Raw genomic sequence first — 20,459 nt, forward strand, 5'->3', positions numbered from 1 at the left:
TTGCCATGTCGCTCGCATCGTTCCTTTCGCCGGAAGCACGGGTGCTGACGCTGGCGGCGCGCACGTGCCTGGATCCGCCGGCGGCCGAGCAATTGCGGGCGCTGCTGGGGCGGCCGCTTGACCATGAGCGCCTGTACCGCCTGACGCTGCGCCATGGCGTGGTGGCGCTGGCGTACCGAAACCTGTTGCAGGCGGCACCGGATGCCGTTCCCGAACCGTGGCGCATCCGGCTGGAGGCCGAAGCGCGGGCGCTGGCCGTCCATAACCTGCATCAGACGCAGGAGCTGCTGCGGCTGGTCGATCGGCTGGAGGCCGAAGGGATTCCGGTGATTCCCTTCAAAGGGCCGGCCCTGGCCGCGCTCATCTACGGGGATCCGGCCGCGCGGGTCTATGTGGACATCGACCTGCTGGTAAAACGGAGCGACTTCTGGAAAGCCCGACGGGTCATCGAGTCGCTGGGCTACCGGGCCCATAAACAACTGGGAGAGGCCGAAACAGAAGCCTATCTGGACACGCAGCTCGGCTTTGAATTTGTTCACGAAAGCCGCGACTTTGTCGTCGAGCTGCACTGGGCCTTTTTCTACACGATCTACGACCTGCCCCTGGATCCCGAGGCGATCTGGGCACGGCACCGGCAGGTTCCCTTTGCCGGACGGACGCTGCGCACCATGGCGCCCGAGGACCTGTTGCTCTATCTGGCCATTCACGGCAACAAACATCGCTGGCTGAAGCTGACCTGGGTGGCCGACGTGGCCGAACTGCTGCGTCGCTGCGCTGACATGGACGGAGCGGCCGTGCTGCAACAGGCGCATCGCCTGGGAGCAGCGCGCGTGCTGGCCATCGGATGTACGCTGGCCGCCGAGTTGCTGGGTGCACCGGTGCCGGACGTGCTGCAACGAGGGCTTCGCCAGCGGCGGGCAGCCCGGCGCATGGCCCGCGAGGTGGTCACGCGCTGGATGTTTCGGGAAGACGCCGACGTGCGCGCCTTCTGGCCCATGTTCTGGTATCACTTCCGGGAACGCGAGCGCTGGCGCCATCGCCTCGGCTACCTGGGCCATCACCTGAAACTGGCGCTGGCGCCCACCGAAAAGGATCGGGCGTTCTGTCGGTTGCCGAAACAGCTTACCTTTCTCTATCCGGTGATTCGTCCGGTGCGCGTGCTGGTAGAGCGGTTGCATCCCGGCGAAGCTTCATGAAAATCGACCTGAAAGCCTTCGATCGAGCGGAGCTGGGTCCCTACGATCTGTGCATCGTAGGGGGCGGGGTGGCCGGACTGACGCTGGCCTGGGCGCTGCGCGACAGCGGGCTGGGCATCTGCGTGCTGGAAACGGGCGGTGAACGACCGGAGCCGGAAACCGCCCGGCTCAGCCGGGGCGACATCACGGGGTATCCCTACTTTCCCCTGGATATGGCCCGGGCGCGGGCGCTGGGAGGCTCCAGCCATCTGTGGGACTACGAAGTGGCACCCGGTGTGTGCCGCATCCGGCTGCGGCCGCTCGATCCAATCGACTTCGAGCGTCGCGAGGCAGTCCCCTTCAGCGGATGGCCATTCGGTTACGAGACGCTGGCACCGTACTATCGCCGGGCCCAGGCTTTCTTCGGGCTGGAAGACCGTCCCTACACGGCCGAAGCGTGGGCGTCCGACGCGGAGCGTCCGTTGCTCTCGGAAGGAAGTGCGGTGCTGCGTACCGCGTTGTTTCAGTTCGGCGATCCCGCTCGGTTTTATCGGGACTACGGGCCGGCGTTGCTGGCCGATCCGAACGTGACGGTGTGCCTGCACGCGCATGCGCTGGAGCTGCTGACGAACGAAACCGGCGAGGTGGTCGAAGGCGTCCGGGTGGCGCGGCCGGATCGGACCGAAGTCATCGTGCGTGCGCGCTGCGTGGTGCTGGCAGCCGGCGGGCTGGAAAATGCACGACTGCTCCTGCTCTCGAATCGAGCCTGCCCGAACGGGCTGGGCAATGTCTACGATAGGGTGGGGCGCTTTTTCATGGAGCACCTGCATTTTCTTTCAGGGCTGTTCGTGCCGGCCGACCCTGCGTTGATTCTTCGACTGGGCTTCTACCGGCTGCATGCGCGGCTGGGCACGTGGATTATGGGCAAGCTGGCACTGCAGGAGGACGTGGTACGCCGGGAGGGGCTGCTGAACTACTGCGTGGCGCTCTGGCCGACCGATCGCCTGGCATTGCCCCGCCGCAACAATCCGCTGCTCTGGGGCGGGTTTGAAGCGCTCCGCGTGTTGCGAGAAGCTATCCGGCACCGCACCTGGCCCGAAGAGCTACCCCGCCAGCTTTTGCGGCTGGTGCGCGACATGCCGCGACTTGTGCCCTGGGCTACGACGCGATTGCTGTCCCTGAAAGGAAAGGCGACGGCGGCGACGCGGGCACCGGTCGCCTTCGTGCTGCATCACATGACCGAGCAGGCGCCTGACCCGGAGAGCCGCGTGCGGCTTTCTCGACGCCGGGACGTGTTCGGCCAGCCGCGTCTGGAGCTGCACTGGCGGATCGGCCGCCAGGATGTGGAAAGTCTGCAGCGGGCACAGCACCTGGTGGCGCAGGAGCTGGCCCGGCTGGGGTGGGGCAGCGTGCAGGAAGAAGAATTCCGGCGCATTCCGCCCGATGGCATTACGGGCGGCTTCCACCACATGGGCACCACGCGCATGCATGCCAGCCCGCGTGAAGGCGTGGTGGATCCCGATGCTCGGGTGCATGGTGTAAAGAACCTGTATGTGGCCGGATCGTCCGTTTTTCCGACCGCCGGCTTTGCAAACCCGACGTTGACCATTGTGGCACTGACCTTGCGACTTGCCGATCATCTGAGAACCCGTCTGACCTGAAACGAGGAGGTGTATGGCGGATTCCTATCGCATTGGAGTTGTGGGGAGCGGCTTCATCGCTCGCGGCTTCGTGATGGCGATGCAGCATGTGAAGGATCTGCGCGTGACGCGCGTGCTGACGCGCACCGACATCCGCAATCGTCCGGACTTTCCCCGGCCGGAGCTGCTCACGAACAGCCTGGACGACCTGATCGAGCACGCCGATCTGGTGGTCGAGTGCAGCGGCGATGTGCTGCATGCCACCGAGGTAGTCAGCCGGGTGCTGGAAGCCGGGCTTCCGGTGGTGACGATGGACGCCGAGTTTCACATCACGACGGGCTCCTATTTTGTCGATCGGGGATTGCTGACCGAAGCCGAGGGCGACCAGCCGGGCTGTCTGGCCGCGCTGCGGGAAGACATTCTGCAGATGGGCTTCCGGCCGCTGGTCTATGGCAACATCAAACGCTACCTGAATCATAATCCCACGCCCGAAGAAATGCACTTCTGGGCGCGGAAGCAGGGCATCACGCTGCCGCAGGTGACGGCCTTTACCGATGGCACCAAGGTGCAGATCGAACAGGCACTGGTGGCCAACGGACTGGGAGCCGACATTGCCGTGCGGGGCATGCTCGGGATTCAGTCGCCGGACGTCGAAGTAGGCGCCCGCACGCTGGCTGACGGCGCCCGTCGTCTTGGCCATCCGATCAGCGACTACGTGCTCTCGCCGGGCGCCCCGGCCGGCGTGTTCATTGCCGCCGAGCACGACGACTACCAGCGCGACTATCTGCAGTATCTCAAACTGGGCGACGGTCCGTATTACGTGCTGCTGCGGCCGTTTCATCTCTGCCACCTGGAAATCCAGAAAACCATCCGGCGCGTGCTCTTCGAACGGCGTATTCTGCTGAACAACACGACCCACCCGCGCATCAGCGTGGCCACCATCGCCAAACGACGCCTGCCGAAAGGTACGCGCATTGAGCGCGGCATCGGAAGCTTTGACGTGCGGGGGGAGGCCGTGCGGATTCTGGACGAGCCCGATCACGTGCCGATCGGTCTGATGGCCGACGTCGTGCTGACCCGCGACGTCGAGCCCGGCGAACTGATTCGCTTTGACGACGTGGAGCTGCCGGATACGCTGGCGCTGCGCGCCTGGCAGGCCATTCTGGAGCGCGTGCGCCTGAAAAAGGCCGTGGAAGAACAACCGGCATCGACCGCTTCTCGGTGAGACTGCGCATGCCTCGCGTTCGTGGCATTGCTGATGGAATGCTTCAACTCGTCTCCGGCAGCCTGCTGGGCCTGTTCGGGCTGACGTATGCGGCCTACTGGATTCCGCCGGAGGCGGCCTGGTGGCTGCAGTTGCTGGCGGTCGGATTGCCCCTGCTGGTGGCGGCATTGGGCGTGCTGGCGCTGGTGCTGCTCTGGCAGCGCCGCTGGCTGATGGCAGGGGGCGCGTTGCTGGCGCTGTTGCTCTACGGCCTGCGACACGGCCGGCCGGGAGGGGCGGAGCCGTCCGGTGCGGAGGCTGACGATACCCTTGTAGTGATGACCTACAACGTGCCGGAAAGTCGCCGGCCTGCGCTGGGTGATTCGTTGCAGGCGCTGGTATTGCGCTACCGGCCGCAGCTCATCGGCTTTCAGGAAGTGGGCGTCTGGCGCTACGAGCAGCGGGGACGTCCGTCCACGGTGCGCCTGATCGGGCATCTGCGGCCGCTCGTGGAACGTCAGGGCTTCCGGTTTTCGGTGCCCGATCCGACGCGCGGGCCCATGTTTGCCGAGGTGGTGACGTTGACGCGCCTGCCGGTCGTTCGGCAGGAAATTCGCCTGCTGGAACGCGGACCGGAAGGGTTGATCTACCAGGCCGTGCGGAGCGAGCTGTGCTGGGCCGGTCGCCTTTTTGTACACTACAATGTGCGGCTGCAGTCGTATGGCCCGGTCAAACCGTGGGAAGTGCTGCGCGATGGCGGCTGGAAGCGTCCGGCAAACTGGCGCCGATGGCTGAGTGCCTACCGACGGGCCATGCTGCAACGGGCGGCTCAGGTCCGGCAACTCCGTGCCTGGATCGATCAGGAGGAGCTGCCCGTCATCCTGAGCGGCGACTTCAACAGCACGCCCGACCAGTGGTTTTATGGCTGGCTGTCCCAGGGATTGCAGGCGGCCGGACGGCTCGGTGGTATCGCGGCACCTTCGTGGCCGGCGGGGCGACCGTTGGTGCGCATCGACCACGTGCTGGTCAGTCGCGAATGGGAAGTGCTCGACGGCGCCGTACCGGCCGCCGGACTCTCGGATCACCGGCCGGTGATCGCCCGCCTGCGCTGGCGCCGGACTTCCGCCAGCCCTGGAACGTGCCCGTTTGATGCCCCGACGGCGAATCCCTGAAGCACGTTTGCCGGCCGGGTGGTCGGCGAGTTCGTTTCGTTGGAGTACAGGTCCGACTTTTCTCTGGCGCAGGTCTGTTTCAGGTAAATTATGGCGCCTTGGCACACCCCTGACCCCGTCTTCTTTGAAATGTGCGGGAGGGCGCCCGTTGTGGTACGCCTCTATCCGGCAAACGCCTCATCCCCACCACGTCGGGGCGGACCGCCGTTTCTGTCGTGCTGGATTATGTCTGGCACACGGCGTGTTGCACCATCATGCCCGGGTAAATCGGCGATCACCTATGACGTAACAACTAGCCCGGCAGCATGCCGTGCCCTATCTGCTGTACTCGGGCGCCCTGAACGAACTGGCCGTCTGGCTGGAGAAAGATTGAGTCCCGATACGCCGTTCGGAAGCGGAAAACACGCGCTGTTGCATTGCATGAAACTTGAAACAGGTTCAATCTTTTAAACTTCAATCTGAATGATGTATGACCTTACCGGTTAAGGGCGATGAGCAAGCTATTCCAGTCCATTGGTAAGACCGAGTTGCTCAGCCATACGGTAGAGCAGGCCATCGAAGCCGCCATTCGCGAAGGGCATCTCAATGTAGGCGATCGGCTCCCCTCTGAGTTCGAACTGTGCAATCAGTTCGGTGTAAGCCGGACGGTCATCCGCGAGGCGCTGCGTATGCTTTCGGCCCGAGGGCTGGTGCGCATTGAAAAGGGCCGGGGCGTCTTCGTATGTGCGCCTTCTGTCGAGTCCGTCTCCAATCCGATGGCCCTGTACCTGCACATGAATCTCGGGCCCGATCATGCCCTGGAGGTGGTGCGTGCCCGTCAGCTCATCGAGCCGGTCATTGCCGCCGAAGCCGCCCGTCGTCATACGACCAAGGATGTGCGCCGCATTCAGGAAAACCTCGAAGCGCTGAAAGCCTGCAGCGGGTCTTTTGAGCAGTTGACGCAGGTGGACATGGAGTTTCATGTGCTCATTGCCAAGGCGACGCACAACCCGGTCGTGCCGCTGATCATCCATCCCATCCAGCAGCTCATGCCGCGTATCAAGTTGAACGTGTACCTCTCCGTAGAGGACGCCCATGCGTCGGCCGTCGAATGGCACACGGCCATCGCCGAGGCCATCTTCGCGCGGGATGCCGAGCGGGCAGAGGCGTGCATGGCACAGCACCTCCGCATTGCAGAAGAGCACGTCCGGAAGATGCTGGTGGCGCTGGAAGACAAAGCGAAGCCATTGCGGAACGGAGAGTCGGCAAGCGCCTCTTGAGCAGTTTCTGTTTTTGAAAACAGTGTGAAGCACATCTCGCGTGTTGTATGACATGTTACATCACACTATCTTCTCAGGCGAGAGTTAATCATTCGGTAAAGGAAAACCGCTTCCGGCGGCTTTCATCCATCCTCATAAACAAACGCTTACAGCCATGAAGCTGCGCTACTACCTGTCGACTGCGGTGGCCGCTCTTTTCCTGATCGGCGGCACGGCATGGGCCCAGGTGACCGTCGTCAGGAGCGGCAACTGGAGCGACCCGACGACCTGGTCTACGGGGGCCGTTCCGACCGCCACCGACGACGTGGTCATCGAAGACAGTACAGTGTATGTCGATGTTGCGGACGCCAAGGCTCGCAACGTGACGATTCGGGGGAGCGGCCAACTCCTCTATCAGCGCGATCCTTCGCTGCAGGGCTTCGAGCTCTCCGTGCACGGGAATCTCGTGATCGAAGGCCCGGACGCCGAGTTGCGGCCACTTTCGCAGGAAGATCAGACAACCGGCCAGGGGCTGGGCATCGTCTATCATCGCCTGGTCGTCTACGGCGACATCGACAACAGCACGGGCGGAACGTTCGACATGCGTCGCGGCGCGACGAGCTCGAATCCGCCCACGGCCGCTTTTGTCGACCTCTACTTTGTGGGCGATACCGACTCGCACGTAACGCTGGGTGAGTATGACACCAATAAAAACCAGCTCTTTCAGGTTTTTATTCAGAAAGAAAACGGGGCGCGGGTAGTGCTGCATAGCGACGTAACCCAGGACAACAACAGCCTGGCCAAGCTCCACCTCGACAGCGGCTACATCGTCACGAACGAGTTCCGCTGGCGGGTATATTCGAACAGCTCCAGTGCGGTGGTGGGCGGCTCGCCGGAGTCCTATGTGATCGGTGCGCTGTCGCGGGGCATCCCTACCAACTCGAGCGGAAGCGCTTATGAGCGTGTCTTTCCGGTGGGCGATGAAAATGGTTATCGTCCTGTCACGATATATTCTTCGGCGAAGATAAGTGATGATCAAGACTTTGAGGTTCGGGTGATTCCGGGCGATGCCGATCCCGGTGGGGCTACGTTCCAGGGTGGATTGACGGATGTGTCCCCGGTGCGGTACTACGCCTTCACCATGTACGACCGGGATTCGAGCGACCCGTACACGGTGGAGAAGATCGCCATTACCTATGGCTCGGACGACGGGGTTCCCGAGGGGAGCAGCGATTTCGTGGTGGCCACGTCCGTGGATGAAAACCGTATGGTGTGGCGCAACAGTGGCGGTTTCGATCCGGCTACCGGCCAGCCTCACGTGACGAGTCTGGCCAATCCGCCGACGCCGATTCAGTCCGATATGTTGACGGACTTCATGTTCGAGCTTACGTTGGTGCCCGGAAATCCGCCGCAGATTGCGCGGGACACCTACTACGCGGCCATCGGTACGAAGAGTGCCTTCACGGTAGCGGCCGAAGAGATTACGGCCGTGGATGGCTTCCGACTGGGTCCGGCCTATCCCAATCCCTTCCAGGAGGCTACGCGCATTGTGCTGGAGTTGCCGCGCGTGGCTCCGGTGGACGTCCGCGTGTACGACCTGCTCGGCCGTGAAGTAGCCCGGCTGGCGGAGGGAACGTGGACGCCCGGTACGCACACACTGATGTGGAAACCGGCTGCTGGGGTTGCGCCGGGGCTCTACCTCATCCGCGTGCAGGCGGGAGCCCTGACGGCAACCCGGAAAGTGATGGTGGTGCGCTAAAGCATGGCGGTGTGGGCGGCGGCGGCCATGTGCCGTCGCCGCCCACTGCTGTCTGCCAGAACCAGAGCAGTCATGCGACACGAGATTGTTTCGGAATTGATCCGGCGCGGGGCGGTGGCCGTCATCCGCATGAGCGACCCCGAGCGCCTGGTGCGCGTGGTGGAAGCCATCTGCGAGGGCGGTGTGACGGCCATCGAAATCACGATGAGCGTACCGCGCGCCTTTCAGATGATCGAAGAAGTCGCGCGTCGCCTGGGCGACGTGGCGCTGGTGGGCGCCGGGAGCGTGCTCGACGCCGAGACGGCCCGTCTGGTCATCGAAGCCGGGGCCCGCTACGTGGTCAGTCCGGTCTTCAAGCCGGAGATCATCCAGACGGCGCACCGCTACGACGTGCCGGCGCTTCCGGGCGCCTTTACGCCGACGGAGATTCTGGCGGCGCACGAGGCCGGGGCCGACATTGTGAAGGTGTTTCCGGCCGACGTGGTGGGGATGGCGTTTTTCAAGGCGATTAAAGCGCCGATGCCGCAGCTCAAGCTGATGCCCACCGGTGGGGTGACGCTCACGAACGCGGGCGAGTGGCTTCGGGCGGGGGCGTGTGCGGTGGGGGTGGGCAGCGCGCTGCTGGACCGGGTGGCGATCGCTGAGGGGCGCTGGGAGAAGCTCACCGAAAACGCACGCACGCTCGTGGAAAGCATTCGTCAGGCACGGGAAAGCTGAACGCACAACGCTTCAAACCACGGAAGTACACGTATGAAAGTAGTTACGTTTGGAGAGATCATGTTGCGGCTGTCGACGCCGGGTTTCAGTCGGTTTGTGCAGGCGTCGACGTTCGAGGTGACGTTCGGGGGCGGGGAGGCGAACGTGGCCGTATCGCTGGCCAACTACGGGTTGGAGAGTTACTTCGTGACGAAGCTTCCCAAGCACGAGATTGGTCAGGCGGCGGTCAATCATCTGCGTCGGTTCGGGGTGCGGACGGATTTCATCGTGCGGGGCGGGGATCGGATCGGGATTTACTTTCTGGAGACGGGGGCCAGTCAGCGGCCTTCGAAGGTGATTTACGACCGGGCGCATGCGGCGATCACGACGCTTCGCGAGGGGGAGGTTGACTGGGAGCGGGTGCTGGAGGGGGCGCGGTGGTTTCACTGGACGGGGATCACGCCGGCGCTGGGCGAGTCGGTGCGCTCGGAGCTTCGTCGGGCGCTGGAGGTGGCGCGTCGGCTGGGGGTGAAGGTGAGTGCGGATTTGAACTACCGGGCCAAGCTCTGGAGCGTGGAGGAGGCGCAGCGGGTGATGCGGTCGTTGATGGAATACGTGGACGTGTGCATAGGGAACGAGGAGGACGCGGAGAAGAGCCTGGGGATTAAGCCGAAGGGGGTGGACGTGGAGGCGGGGAAGCTGGAGGAGGCGGCCTATCGGGAGCTGGCGCAGGAGCTGAAGCGGACGTTTGGGTTTGAGGCGGTGGCGATCACGCTTCGGGAGAGTTATTCGGCGTCGGTCAACGGCTGGAGTGCGTTGATGGTGGACGATCGGGATTGTCGGGAGGGTTATCGGTCGCGTCGGTATGAGATTCAACTGGTGGACCGGGTTGGAGGGGGCGATGCGTTTGCGGGGGGCTTGATTTACGGTTTGTTGATGAAGGAGGATACACGGGAGGCGCTGGAGTTTGCGGTGGCGGCGTCGTGTTTGAAGCAGACGATTCCGGGGGATTTCAATCTGGTGAGTGTGGAGGAGGTGGAGAAGCTGGCGCAGGGCACGGGCTCCGGACGCGTCGAACGCTGAGCAATCTGGAAAAATGTTTTCTTGAATCCCAACATTCTGCGGTATGACCATGCGGCGGGTTCAAGTACTTCTGGTAATGCTGGTCTGGGGTGGTATCGCTTCCGCGTTTGCCCAGACCGGCAAGATTGCAGGTTACGTTCGGGATGCGGCCACGGGTGATCCGCTACCCGGCGTGAATGTGGTAATCGTCGGGACCACCCTGGGAAGCGCCACGGACATTGATGGCTACTACGTCATTCTCAATGTGCCGCCCGGTGTTTATGAAGTGCGGGCTACGTTCGTCGGCTACCAGCCCGTTACGAAGACCGATGTGGTGGTCAACTCGGGGCGCACGACAGAGCTCGACTTCGAGCTGACGGAGACCCCTATGCAGATCGGCGAAGAGATCGTCGTGGTGGCCGAACGGCCGGTGGTCGATCCGGAACGGGTGGCTTCGAGCGAGATCTTCCGTCCGGCCGACGTCGCGGTGAGCACGCCGGGCATTTACGACCTGGCGGACGTGTTCGACCTGACGGTGGATGTGTCGGACGGTCACTTCCGCGGTGGGCGCACGGGCGAAGAGCTTTACCTGCTGAACGGGATCAACATCGTCAATCCGCTGAACAACAGCCGGGCTTTTCAGCCACCGACGATCGCGTTGGAGGAGGTTGAAATCATCACCGGTGGATTCCCGGCCGAATATGGCAATGCGCAGAGCGGTGTGGTCAACATCGCGCTTCGGGAAGGCCCCAGCCAGGAGTGGAGCGGCAACGTGGTCGTGCGACTGCGGGCACCGGGGCGCAAGCACTTCGGACCGAGCGTATTCGATTCGACGGCCAACCCGTACCTGCAGGCTTTCAACAGCCCTGAGGACTGGATGGGGGACAGTGGTGAGGGTTCTTACTACGGCTTTATTGGATATGGCTTCAATCCGCCTGATAGTCTTACAGGTGGGCGTATTGCATACGGTATGTGGCAGCAGGCCCGCAAAGAGCTGGGGCGTAACTATGGTAAGATGTGGGACAGCGACGTGCAGGTGGCGCTGGGTGGGCCGCTGACCTCCTGGGCGCGCATTTTCCTGTCGGGTCGTTTTCAGAGTGAGGAATGGGTGCTGCCCTACACACATCCGCTGGAGACCCGCCAGCTGCTCGGTACGGTCACCTTCGATGTGGGCAGCAACAAGAGCCTGCGACTGGCCGGGGCCTACAATACCAACGAGGCCATCAGCGCCAGCAGCAGCTTCTGGAACTGGCTCTGGGATCGTGCAATCGGGGTGGCCCCGCAAAAAGAGACGGCCTATGCGCTGGGGCTTCGGTTTTCCCATGCATTGTCGGGCCGGTCTTTCTATGAAGTGAACCTGTCCACGCTCTGGACGCGTTTCCGGCAAGGTGCTGCCGTGCTTGACCCAAATCGCTTCCGCGAAGACGCCGCCGACGCAGGGGTCTGGCGCTATTACAACCCGCCGGATCAGTTCCGCGTGGGCTACATGGAGAATGACTTTCTTGATGAGCGGACGCGGACCTGGAGTCTGGATGCCGCCTACAGCAACCAGTTGACCAGCAATCACCTCCTGAAAGCGGGCGTGCAGGCACGCCTGTACGAGCTGGACGTGCGCAACCGGCGCAACCTTTCGAGTCCCTCGGACGCGCAGGACGAATTCTTCAAGAGCAATCCGGTCGATCTGGGCATTTACGTCCAGGACAAGATGGAATTCGGTGGCCTGATCGCCAACGTCGGGCTGCGCCTGGACCTGTACAACCAGAACATAGACTAGAAGTCATCCGAAAAAGGTTCTCAAGAAGATCATGAGGCACCCGAGCAATACAAAACCCAGGTAGTTTTCCGCGTAGCGCTCATGACGCATCACAATCCGGCGAAAATGCCCCAACCACGCAAACAACCGCTCTACTTTCCAACGGCGTCGATAGCGACGAAGCTTACGCCCATCCTGCGTCTTTTTCCGCTTCCGATTCCGCCGATGCGGGGCAATCATCTCTATACCCTGTTGCGCCAATGCCTTATCCAGCGGATCACTGTCATATGCCCGATCTCCAATCAAACGTACTGGCCTGGCCTCGGTAAAACGAGCCGCCAGAGTGGCTTCGACCAACCGGGTCTCATGTGGCGAAGCACTGGCCACCAGCACCGCCAGCGGCATCCCATTGGCATCGGCTATCGCCATGAGTTTGCTTCCTTTACCTCGCTTTGTCTTGCCCACACACGTCCCCCCTTTTTAGCAGCGACAAAGCAGGCATCGATAAAGCACTCCGAAAGCTTGAGCTTGCCCTGTTGGTGGAGTTCTTCGGCCAACACCTGCAAAATGCGTTGGAGGGTGCCGTTTCGGTTCCATGCTTGGAAGCGATCGTGGCAGGTGGACCTGGGCGGAAAGTGGGCGGGGAGCTTGGCCCAGGGAGCGCCGGTCTGGAGTATCCAGAGGATCGCTTCGAGGATCTCGCGGTCGGCGCGTCGGGGACGGCCGCGTCGATCAGGGCGTTTAGGAGGGGAGACGATCAGGGGCTCGATGCGTGCCCATTGTGCGTCGGTGAGTTTCATGAGGCCGCTCCGATTATCGTGGCGATTACAGAGTATCCCTATTTTCCGGATAAGTTCGAGTAACCTGCGTCAGTCGAAAATTGAACAGCAATACGTGGTAGATCCGCGCAAAAACCCACCCTATCGGCCGGGTTCTATAGAGCCGCCGGCGGGCGATAGTACGCACCCGGCGTACCAATGGTATCAGCAGTACTGGGTCGGGCGCGGACAGTTCAACCATCGACAGACCCGCAAGGCGGTGGGGCGCATGTTTACCTTCGGCCCTTATACGCTGCATATCGGGGACAAAATTGAGTTCTCGTATGCGGAAGTGATCGGCTACGGGGCGGCGCGCAAGGAAGAGACGGACGCCGGGCTTCTGGACTTTGGGGGCTCCTGTGGGGAAGATTGCGGTGAGCCCAGTGAGAAAGCATTCTATCCGGTGCCAAACTGGTACGAGAAGATCCTCTATGGCGGTACGCCTTTCCCGGGCTACCCGTACGGTTTCCTTTATGAATACGGAAGCACGTACCTGTCGGAGTATGACCTGCCGGACTACGTGGACTCGGATGTGGTGACCGTCCGCGAGGTGGCCGACAAGGCCAAAGAGGCCTACACCGGCGATCCTTCGGGGCCGCCGTATGCGATTGAGCAGTTCCCCAAAGACGGCGTCTATCGGCTCCCTATCCCGGTTCCGGCGCCGGCCATCGAAGTGGCCAACGATGAGCGGGGTAACAACATCATTTACTGGGGGCCGCAGGTCGAACAGTTCGATCATCCACGGCTCATGGGTCGCTTCGATCACTACGAGGTGTATCGGGCGCCGCATCCGACCGGTCCCTGGACGCTGCTGGCGGTCGTGCGGCCGGGGGACCCCAACTACGTCAATCAGGGCGACATCTCCTTCGTGCCGAACGGTTACTACTTCGTGCGGGACCCCGAGCCACGCATTGGCGAGACCTTCTACTACTCGGTGTTGAGCGTTGACGAGCACGGCAACAGGAGCGGTCGGACCAACATCACCCGGCACGAGTCGCAACTGGGACCGGTCGAAAAGCTCGGTAACGTCTACGTAGTGCCCAACCCGTTTGTCGTCAGCTCGGGCTTCGCCGGCGAGGTAGAGAGCCAGCTCCGCATCGGCTTCTACGGGCTTCCGGCTCGGGCTACGATCAAGATCTACTCGTTCTCCGGGCAACTGGTGGCCACCATCGAGCACGACGATCCGACCTACTCGGTGGCTTATTTCCAGGTGACGCGCAACAATCAGCGGCTGGCCTCCGGGGTCTACTTCTACGTGATCACGACGCCGGAAGGTGAGGTGGCGCGCGGCAAGTTCGTCATCATCCGGTAAACGACATGAATTTCGGGGGAAACATGAAAGCTTACGGCTTCACAGTTCGAGCGCTCCGGCGGAGCTGTCTGGTGCTGGCACTTGCCGGGCTGATGCTGGTGGCCTGGCCGTCGTGGGCGCAGAAGGTGGGTACGACCTCCATGCAGTTTCTCAAGGTGATGCCGGTGGCGCGGGCCACGGCACTGGGTGATGCCTTCGTGGCGCTGGCCGAGGGCGTGGAGTCGGTCTTCTGGAACCCTTCCGGCCTGGCACTGGCCGAAGGCTTCCAGATCACGGGCACGCACATCCCGTATCTGATTGACACGCGGATTTCCTCGGCGGCGATCGCCTTCCCGCTGGGCGACCTGAACCGCATCGGCATTCAGGTCCAGTACGTCGATTACGGCGAGATCGTCGAGACGCGGACGGATCTGCTCGGCTTCAACCCGGATGGCACCTACAATCCGGGGCTGACCGGCAACACGTTCAGCCCGCAGGCCTGGGCGGTGGGCCTCTCCTACGGGCGCTCGCTCAACGACCAGTTCCTCATCGGCATTACGGCCAAGTACGTCCACGAGTCCCTGTACGACGGCCCCACCACGTTCACCGATCCGGAAACCGGCGGGGCGTACGCCACCAGCACCAGTGTCGTGCTGTTCGACTTTGGCCTGCAATACGACACCGGCTATCGGACGCTCCGGCTGGGGGCCGCCGTGCAGAACTTCGGGCCGGAGGTGGTCTTCGTGGAGGAAAACTTCGCGGCGCCGATGATCTTCCGACTCGGAGCCGCCTGGGACCTCGTGGGGCCGTCGGCGCTGCTTTTCAACACGAGCGGCCAGCGGTTCACCATGGTGTTCGACATGGTACATCCCAACGACTACGATCAGCAGGCCCATGTGGGCGTGGAGTACGTTTTTGCCGACGTGCTGGCACTCCGGGCCGGGCGAAAGATCAACTACGATACCGAAAAATGGACGCTGGGCGGCGGGCTGCACATCGGCCTGGGCGCGGCTGACCTGTCGTTTGACTATTCCTACAACGACATGGGCGAAGACCTGGGCGCAGCCCACCGCATCACGTTGAGCGCACGACTGAAGTAGGATTTGCAAAACGACTGCTGAGCAATGGCAACGAATCGTATGATTTACCGGCTTCTGCTGGCGCTCGGCCTGCTGCTCGGGCCGACCGGCGCAGCAATCGCTCAGGGCGTGGCCGATCCGCTGCTGTTTCAGGGGATGGATCAGACGGTGTGGCCGGGCGCGCGGGCGCGTGCCATGGGCGGGGTGGTGATGGGCGACTACCGGGATGCGACGGCGCTGTTTGCCGATCCGGCCGCGCTGACGCGCCTCAAGCGTGCCGAGGTCCGCATCGGGGGCAGTTATTCGGCCACCTCGCTCGATCAGGAAGTGCGCTGGATCCCCGATCGCATCTATGCCGAGCTGAGCCTGGTGCTCGAAAACGACCCGGACAAGCTCGTACAGATTCGTCCGTTCGATTCCATACGTCCCGACTGGGACCACAGCTACACGGCAACGCGGCCTGCGGTCGCGGCGATGGCCTTCCCGTTTGCTGCGCTGGGGGCGTCGTGGACGGCCGGGCTTGGCTACGGACAGGTGGCCGTGCTGGACCACTACTACCAGAACAACAACGCCCTGGACCCCAACATCGGGCGGATGCGGCCTGCTCCCGTGCCGCGCGTGCAGGAAGGCGATTCGCTGCTGGTGGACTGGTTCCAGTTTGCCCGTGAGCGTAAGGGCGCACTCTACGGCATCACGCCGGCCCTGGCCGTCCGATACGGCCGGCTGGCCTTCGGGCTGTCGGTCACGGTGCTGACGGGCTCGTCCGACGACTGGCAGCGCCGCTTCGGCCGCGGCCTGTTCATCCTGCGCTACAACAACGACTTCTCCCTGCTTCCTCCCCGAATCGGCGAAGAGATCACCGAGGCAAGCTCCGACTACCGCGGCGTTCGCACCACGATATCCGGCCGCCTGGAGTACGAACGGTTTGCCGTAGGCGTCGTGTTGCGGCCAGGCTATACGCTGGAACGTCGCTGGGAGACGCAGGCAGGCAACACGGGGACCGACAAGCTCGAAGTCCCCACTCAGATGACCGTGGGGCTGGCGCTCTATCCCTCTCGAGTCTGGCGTCTGGTGGCCGACTACGATCTGCGTCGCCAGGATGAAGTCCGGTACATCCCCGCCGGTAGCGACGCACAGACGCCCTGGGTGGGGAAGGGGACGTTCCGCTTGGGCGCCGAATTTCTGGCAGCAGACTGGCTGGCACTGCGGGCGGGATACCGCGACGAACCCCAGAGCTTCGCACCGGCCGGCGCCGCTTTCATCGACGATCCGGCCATTGCGTCGGTCTATACGGCGGGCGTGGGCATTATGCGTGGGCCTTTTGTGGTGGACCTCACCTATGAGCTGTTCCGCCTGCGCTACGACGATCTCTGGATCTCCAACGTGAACACGAACCGGATGAAGCGGCACACACTGCTGCTGGAAGTTGCCTATCGGTTCTGAGCGAGAAAAAATGCGCCCTGGGATCAGCATCCTGCTTGCCATCTGCTGGGCAGCCGTCGCGCAGGCCCAGGCCGTCCGTTACGTGACCACGCCCGAAGAGCTGCAGGCCGCCATTCAGGCCGCACAGCCTGGCGACACCATCGTGATGGCCGACGGCACCTGGCGAGATGTTGCGATCGTCTTTGAGGCCAACGGGGCCCCGGGCGACACCATCACGCTGCGGGCCGAGACGCCCGGTCGCGTGGTGCTGACGGGCAGTTCCCGACTTCGCATCGGGGGGGCCTACCTCAAGGTGGAAGGACTCCGCTTCGAAAACGGCGCGCTGCCCGACGGCGAAGGTGTGATCGAATTCCGGGCCAACGGCCGGCATGCCTTTCACAGCCGCCTGACCAACACGGCCATCGTCAACTACAACCCGCCCGGCAGGGAGACCGAGTACAAATGGGTTTCCCTGTACGGGCGCTTCAACCGGGTCGATCACTGCTATTTCGCCGGAAAGACGCATCTGGGGGCTCTGCTGGTCGTGTGGCTGCAGGATCCGCCCAACGATGCGCCGCCCCAGCACCGAATCGACCATAACTACTTCGGGCCACGTCCGGAGCTGGGTGAAAACGGCGCCGAGATCATCCGGATCGGCACCAGTGCCCGCTCGATGCAGGAAGCCCGCGTCGTAGTGGAGCGCAACCTCTTTCTGGAGACGAACGGCGAAATCGAAATCATCTCCAACAAATCGGGCGGCAACATCTATCGGGGCAACACCTTCCGGCGGTGCCGGGGGACGCTCACGCTGCGTCACGGCAACGGCGCGCTCGTCGAAGGCAACTTCTTCTTCGGGGAAGGGGTCGCGGGCACGGGCGGCGTGCGCATCATCGGCGAAGACCACCGCGTGATCAACAACTACTTTCAGGACCTGACCGGGACCGGCTACTATGCGGCGGTCTCGGTGGTGCAGGGCGTGCCAGACTCGCCGCTCAACCGCTACTTCCAGGTCAAACGCGCGGTGATCGCCCACAACACCTTCGTCAATACCGAGCGTAGCTTCGAAATCGGCATCGGGGCCAGCCCGGACCAGTCGCTGCCGCCCGAAGACCTGACCATCGTAAACAACGTGGTGCAGACGCGACCGGGCGCTCCGATCGTAACGACGCACCTGGAGCCGATCGGAAATACCATCTGGGCCGGTAACATCTTCTATGGCAAACCCGGATCATTCCCGGAAGGGGCAGCGACGTTCGCCCATCCGGAACTGGTCCGGGGCGACGATGGCCTCTACCGCCCGGCGCCTACCAGCCCGCTCATCGATGCGGGACGTCCGGACTTCGCCCCCGCAGTGGATATGGACGGGCAGCCGCGTAGCGATCGGGCGCCCGACGTGGGGGCCGACGAGGTTTCGGACGCCCCCGTACGCTGGAAACCGCTCACACCCGCCGACGTGGGGCCCGACTGGCTGCGGGAGGCAAACATCGAAGTGAAGTTCGGAGGAAGGCCGTCCAGACTGGCACCGCATACTTCCGGCTTTCCCTTCGAAGGCGTGACCGACATGAGCTTCTACGTGGAACGGCCGTCCCATGTGCGGATCAGCATGTTCGACCTGAGCGGGCGCAGAGTGATGACCGTGTTCGAGGAACGGGTCGATGAAGGAGCCCACGTGTTTCGCCTCGACGGGAGCCACTTGCCCACCGGGACCTACCTGCTGGTGATGGAGACCGACTGCAACGAGCGCGACTATCGGCTGATTACCATACGACGCTGACCGACCTGCTGGCAGAAAAGAAAACCGCTTTAAGACGAGCCAGCACGAAGTGAAATGTCCCGGGCTTTACTTGACCGTTAAGAAACGACAGTGTATTTTTTGAAACGCCATGTATGATGTATTACATCCTATGATGAAACGACAGTACATTCTGTTCACGCTCGGGCTGATGCTGGTGCTGGGTGGTGTGCCGGCGCTGGCCCAGGTGCAGCATCCCCGTGTGTTCATCACGGCCGAGGAAGCGGCGGCCATCCGTGAGCAGGCCGATCGCTACCCGTTGCTCAGGAATACGCTGGCGCAGGTGCAGGCCGAAATGGAAGAGGCGCTGGCGAAGCCCATCGAAATTCCGCCCCCGGGCGAGGCCGGCGGCTACGAACATGAACGGCACAAGCAGAACTATCGCGAAATGTTCAAAGCCGGCCTGCTCTACCAGATCACCGGCGACGAACGCTATGCCCGGTTCGTGCGGGATATGCTGATGGGCTATGCGGCCATGTACCCCGAGCTGGGGCCGCATCCGCGCAGCGAACGCCAGATCCCGGGCAAGCTCTTTCACCAGCTGCTCAACGAGTGCGTCTGGCTGGTGCATACCATCGTGGCCTACGACGCGATCTACAACTGGCTGAGCGAGGCCGATCGGGCACATATCGAAGCCAGCGTGTTTCGGCCGATGGCCTCCTGGATCATGAACGAGGGGGCCTACGAATTCAACCGCATTCACAATCACGGTACCTGGGCGGTGGCCGCCGTGGGCATGACCGGCTACGTGATCGGCGAGCCGGACTGGGTGGAAAAGGCGCTCTACGGCAGCAATAAGGACGGCAAGGGCGGATTCTACGCACAGCTCGACCAGCTCTTTTCGCCGGACGGCTACTACATGGAGGGGCCGTATTATGCCCGCTATGCGCTCTGGCCCTTCTTCTTCTTTGCCGAGGCGATCGAGCGGTACGAGCCCGAACGGGGCATCTACGCCTACCGCGATAGCATCCTGAAAAAAGCCCTCTATGCTACGGTCCAGACCGCTTTTCCGGACGGCGTCTTCCCGCCCATCAACGACGCCTCGCTCACGATGGACATCCGGGCGCCGGGTGTCGTACTGGCCACCGACGTGGTGTTTGCCCGCTACGGAGGTGATCCGGCGCTGCTGGGAGTGGCGCATGAGCAGGGGCAGGTGGTGCTCAACGGGGCCGGGCTGGCCGTGGCGAAAGCCTACGCCGAAGCGCCCGAAGTGCCCCGGATGACGTGGCCCAGCGTCGAGTTTACCGACGGCGCAGACGGCCAACGAGGCGGCATTGGCTTTCTGCGTACCGGCGTGGGCCGTGACCAGACCGTCGTGCTCATGAAGTACGGCGTACACGGGCTCGGCCACGGCCACTTCGACAAGCTGCACTTCATGCTCTACGACAACGGCCGTCAGGTCATTCGCGACTACGGCTTTGCCCGGTTCATCAACGTGGAGCCCAAGTACGGTGGTCGCTATCTCCCGGAAAACGATAGCTATGCCATGCAGACCATCGCCCACAATACGGTGGTGGTGGACGAGACCAGCCAGAATCGGGCTGATTTCGACGAAGCCGAGGCCATGTCGGGCCTGCGGCACTTTTTCGACGGCAGGGGCGGCCCCGTACAGGCCATGAGTGCGCGTGCCAACGGCTACTGGCCGGGCGTAAACATGCAGCGGACGCTACTGCTCGTCGAAGATGCGCGGCTGGACTATCCCGTGGTGGTGGACCTCTTCCGGGTGACGGCCGACACCGTGCACCAGTACGACTATCCCCTGCACTTTCTGGGGCAACCCATCTGGGACAACCTGGGCATTCGGGGCTACCCCGATCAGCTCAGGCCGCTGGGGACCGACTTCGGCTACCAGCACATCTGGGAGGAGGCGCGAGCGCGCACCGATAGCGTCGTGCAGTTTACCTGGCTCGATGGCTCGCGCTACTACACCTGGACGGTGGCGGCCGCTCCGGCTACAGACGTCATCCTGGGGCGCACCGGGGCCAACGATCCCCGCTTTAATCTGCGCCGGGAGCCGATGATTCTGGTGCGGCGCCAGGCAAAGGATCATCTGTTCGCCAGTGTCATCGAGCCGCATGGCTACTTCAACGAGGCGCGAGAAATCAGCCTCAAGGCCCGGCCGCAGGTGCAGGCGGTTCGCGTGGTGGGCCACAACGCGGAGGGCAGCGTGGTAGAGGTGATCGGGAAAGGCGGGTGGAAGTGGACCATCATGGTAACGAACGGTCCGGCCGATCCTGAAGCCCGCCACACGGTCACGTTCGACGGCCGCACGTTCTCGTGGACCGGTAACTACGCGGTGGAAGGGGTGCTGGCCCCGGACGCTTCGCGTCGTGAATGATCAGACCTGCAGCGAAGACC

15 protein-coding genes are annotated in these 20,459 nt (G+C 62.9%); 14 read left to right on the plus strand and 1 reads right to left on the minus strand.

The window, feature by feature from the left end:
* Positions 1-5: 5 nt before the first annotated feature.
* The 9 genes from GYH26_RS06100 (at position 6) to GYH26_RS06140 (ending at position 11,720) form a co-directional block, all read left to right on the plus strand.
* Positions 6-1,196 carry a nucleotidyltransferase domain-containing protein gene (locus GYH26_RS06100; RefSeq protein ID WP_161540892.1) on the plus strand — a complete coding sequence of 397 codons (1,191 nt, stop codon included), beginning with the start codon at positions 6-8 and terminating at the stop codon, positions 1,194-1,196.
* On the plus strand, positions 1,193-2,836 hold the full coding sequence (locus tag GYH26_RS06105; RefSeq protein ID WP_161540893.1) for an FAD-dependent oxidoreductase: 1,644 nt from the start codon (positions 1,193-1,195) through the stop codon (positions 2,834-2,836). The genes GYH26_RS06100 and GYH26_RS06105 overlap by 4 nt, the downstream gene beginning before the upstream one ends.
* Before the next feature lie 13 nt (positions 2,837-2,849).
* Positions 2,850-4,040: an NAD(P)-dependent oxidoreductase gene (locus GYH26_RS06110; RefSeq protein WP_161540894.1), complete on the plus strand. Its 1,191-nt coding sequence runs from the start codon at positions 2,850-2,852 to the stop codon at positions 4,038-4,040.
* A gap of 8 nt (positions 4,041-4,048) precedes the next feature.
* Positions 4,049-5,191, plus strand: coding sequence for an endonuclease/exonuclease/phosphatase family protein (locus GYH26_RS06115; protein WP_174238073.1), 1,143 nt, complete (start codon positions 4,049-4,051; stop codon positions 5,189-5,191).
* A gap of 491 nt (positions 5,192-5,682) precedes the next feature.
* Positions 5,683-6,450: a FadR/GntR family transcriptional regulator gene (locus tag GYH26_RS06120; protein ID WP_012843659.1), complete on the plus strand. Its 768-nt coding sequence runs from the start codon at positions 5,683-5,685 to the stop codon at positions 6,448-6,450.
* A gap of 154 nt (positions 6,451-6,604) precedes the next feature.
* Positions 6,605-8,188 carry a T9SS type A sorting domain-containing protein gene (locus GYH26_RS06125; RefSeq protein ID WP_161540895.1) on the plus strand — a complete coding sequence of 528 codons (1,584 nt, stop codon included), beginning with the start codon at positions 6,605-6,607 and terminating at the stop codon, positions 8,186-8,188.
* A gap of 72 nt (positions 8,189-8,260) precedes the next feature.
* Positions 8,261-8,905: a bifunctional 4-hydroxy-2-oxoglutarate aldolase/2-dehydro-3-deoxy-phosphogluconate aldolase gene (locus GYH26_RS06130; protein ID WP_161540896.1), complete on the plus strand. Its 645-nt coding sequence runs from the start codon at positions 8,261-8,263 to the stop codon at positions 8,903-8,905.
* A gap of 33 nt (positions 8,906-8,938) precedes the next feature.
* Positions 8,939-9,967, plus strand: coding sequence for a sugar kinase (locus tag GYH26_RS06135; RefSeq protein ID WP_161540897.1), 1,029 nt, complete (start codon positions 8,939-8,941; stop codon positions 9,965-9,967).
* Between the two features lie 49 nt (positions 9,968-10,016).
* Complete coding sequence (locus GYH26_RS06140; protein WP_161540898.1) at positions 10,017-11,720, plus strand: TonB-dependent receptor; 1,704 nt, start codon at positions 10,017-10,019, stop codon at positions 11,718-11,720.
* Between the two features lie 3 nt (positions 11,721-11,723).
* On the opposite strand, the gene GYH26_RS06145 is transcribed toward GYH26_RS06140, so the two are convergent.
* A protein-coding gene (locus tag GYH26_RS06145) for an IS5 family transposase (protein WP_197738543.1) occupies positions 11,724-12,499 on the minus strand; the annotation gives its coding sequence in 2 pieces (ribosomal slippage) (positions 11,724-12,163 and positions 12,163-12,499; 777 coding nt in all).
* 247 nt (positions 12,500-12,746) lie between these two features.
* Here GYH26_RS06145 and GYH26_RS06150 point away from each other — a divergent pair.
* The 5 genes from GYH26_RS06150 to GYH26_RS06170 all read left to right on the plus strand — a co-directional run bounded on the left by GYH26_RS06150 (position 12,747) and on the right by GYH26_RS06170 (position 20,439).
* Positions 12,747-13,829 (plus strand): T9SS type A sorting domain-containing protein, encoded by a 1,083-nt coding sequence (locus GYH26_RS06150; protein ID WP_054683932.1) that lies wholly within the window; start codon positions 12,747-12,749, stop codon positions 13,827-13,829.
* Between the two features lie 23 nt (positions 13,830-13,852).
* The gene (locus GYH26_RS06155) at positions 13,853-14,908 is read left to right on the plus strand and encodes a PorV/PorQ family protein (protein ID WP_206751744.1); all 1,056 of its coding nucleotides are present in this window, start codon (positions 13,853-13,855) and stop codon (positions 14,906-14,908) included.
* 24 nt (positions 14,909-14,932) lie between these two features.
* On the plus strand, positions 14,933-16,330 hold the full coding sequence (locus GYH26_RS06160) for a hypothetical protein (RefSeq protein ID WP_161540900.1): 1,398 nt from the start codon (positions 14,933-14,935) through the stop codon (positions 16,328-16,330).
* Between the two features lie 10 nt (positions 16,331-16,340).
* On the plus strand, positions 16,341-18,083 hold the full coding sequence (locus GYH26_RS06165) for a chondroitinase-B domain-containing protein (protein ID WP_161540901.1): 1,743 nt from the start codon (positions 16,341-16,343) through the stop codon (positions 18,081-18,083).
* A gap of 130 nt (positions 18,084-18,213) precedes the next feature.
* Positions 18,214-20,439, plus strand: a complete 2,226-nt coding sequence (locus GYH26_RS06170) for an alginate lyase family protein (RefSeq protein WP_161540902.1) — start codon at positions 18,214-18,216, stop codon at positions 20,437-20,439.
* The last annotated feature ends 20 nt before the right edge of the window (positions 20,440-20,459 follow it).

It is taken from the genome of Rhodothermus marinus, from assembly GCF_009936275.1.
Taxonomy (GTDB): Bacteria; Bacteroidota; Rhodothermia; order Rhodothermales; family Rhodothermaceae; genus Rhodothermus; species Rhodothermus marinus_A.

Bases quoted from the DNA above. Each gene is read 5' to 3' on its own strand.
- GYH26_RS06100 (WP_161540892.1), top strand. From the start codon at position 6: ATGTCGCTCGCATCGTTCCTTTCGCCGGAAGCACGGGTGCTGACGCTG.
- GYH26_RS06105 (WP_161540893.1), top strand. From the start codon at position 1,193: ATGAAAATCGACCTGAAAGCCTTCGATCGAGCGGAGCTGGGTCCCTAC.
- GYH26_RS06110 (WP_161540894.1), top strand. From the start codon at position 2,850: ATGGCGGATTCCTATCGCATTGGAGTTGTGGGGAGCGGCTTCATCGCT.
- GYH26_RS06115 (WP_174238073.1), top strand. From the start codon at position 4,049: ATGCCTCGCGTTCGTGGCATTGCTGATGGAATGCTTCAACTCGTCTCC.
- GYH26_RS06120 (WP_012843659.1), top strand. From the start codon at position 5,683: ATGAGCAAGCTATTCCAGTCCATTGGTAAGACCGAGTTGCTCAGCCAT.
- GYH26_RS06125 (WP_161540895.1), top strand. From the start codon at position 6,605: ATGAAGCTGCGCTACTACCTGTCGACTGCGGTGGCCGCTCTTTTCCTG.
- GYH26_RS06130 (WP_161540896.1), top strand. From the start codon at position 8,261: ATGCGACACGAGATTGTTTCGGAATTGATCCGGCGCGGGGCGGTGGCC.
- GYH26_RS06135 (WP_161540897.1), top strand. From the start codon at position 8,939: ATGAAAGTAGTTACGTTTGGAGAGATCATGTTGCGGCTGTCGACGCCG.
- GYH26_RS06140 (WP_161540898.1), top strand. From the start codon at position 10,017: ATGCGGCGGGTTCAAGTACTTCTGGTAATGCTGGTCTGGGGTGGTATC.
- GYH26_RS06150 (WP_054683932.1), top strand. From the start codon at position 12,747: ATGTTTACCTTCGGCCCTTATACGCTGCATATCGGGGACAAAATTGAG.
- GYH26_RS06155 (WP_206751744.1), top strand. From the start codon at position 13,853: ATGAAAGCTTACGGCTTCACAGTTCGAGCGCTCCGGCGGAGCTGTCTG.
- GYH26_RS06160 (WP_161540900.1), top strand. From the start codon at position 14,933: ATGGCAACGAATCGTATGATTTACCGGCTTCTGCTGGCGCTCGGCCTG.
- GYH26_RS06165 (WP_161540901.1), top strand. From the start codon at position 16,341: ATGCGCCCTGGGATCAGCATCCTGCTTGCCATCTGCTGGGCAGCCGTC.
- GYH26_RS06170 (WP_161540902.1), top strand. From the start codon at position 18,214: ATGATGAAACGACAGTACATTCTGTTCACGCTCGGGCTGATGCTGGTG.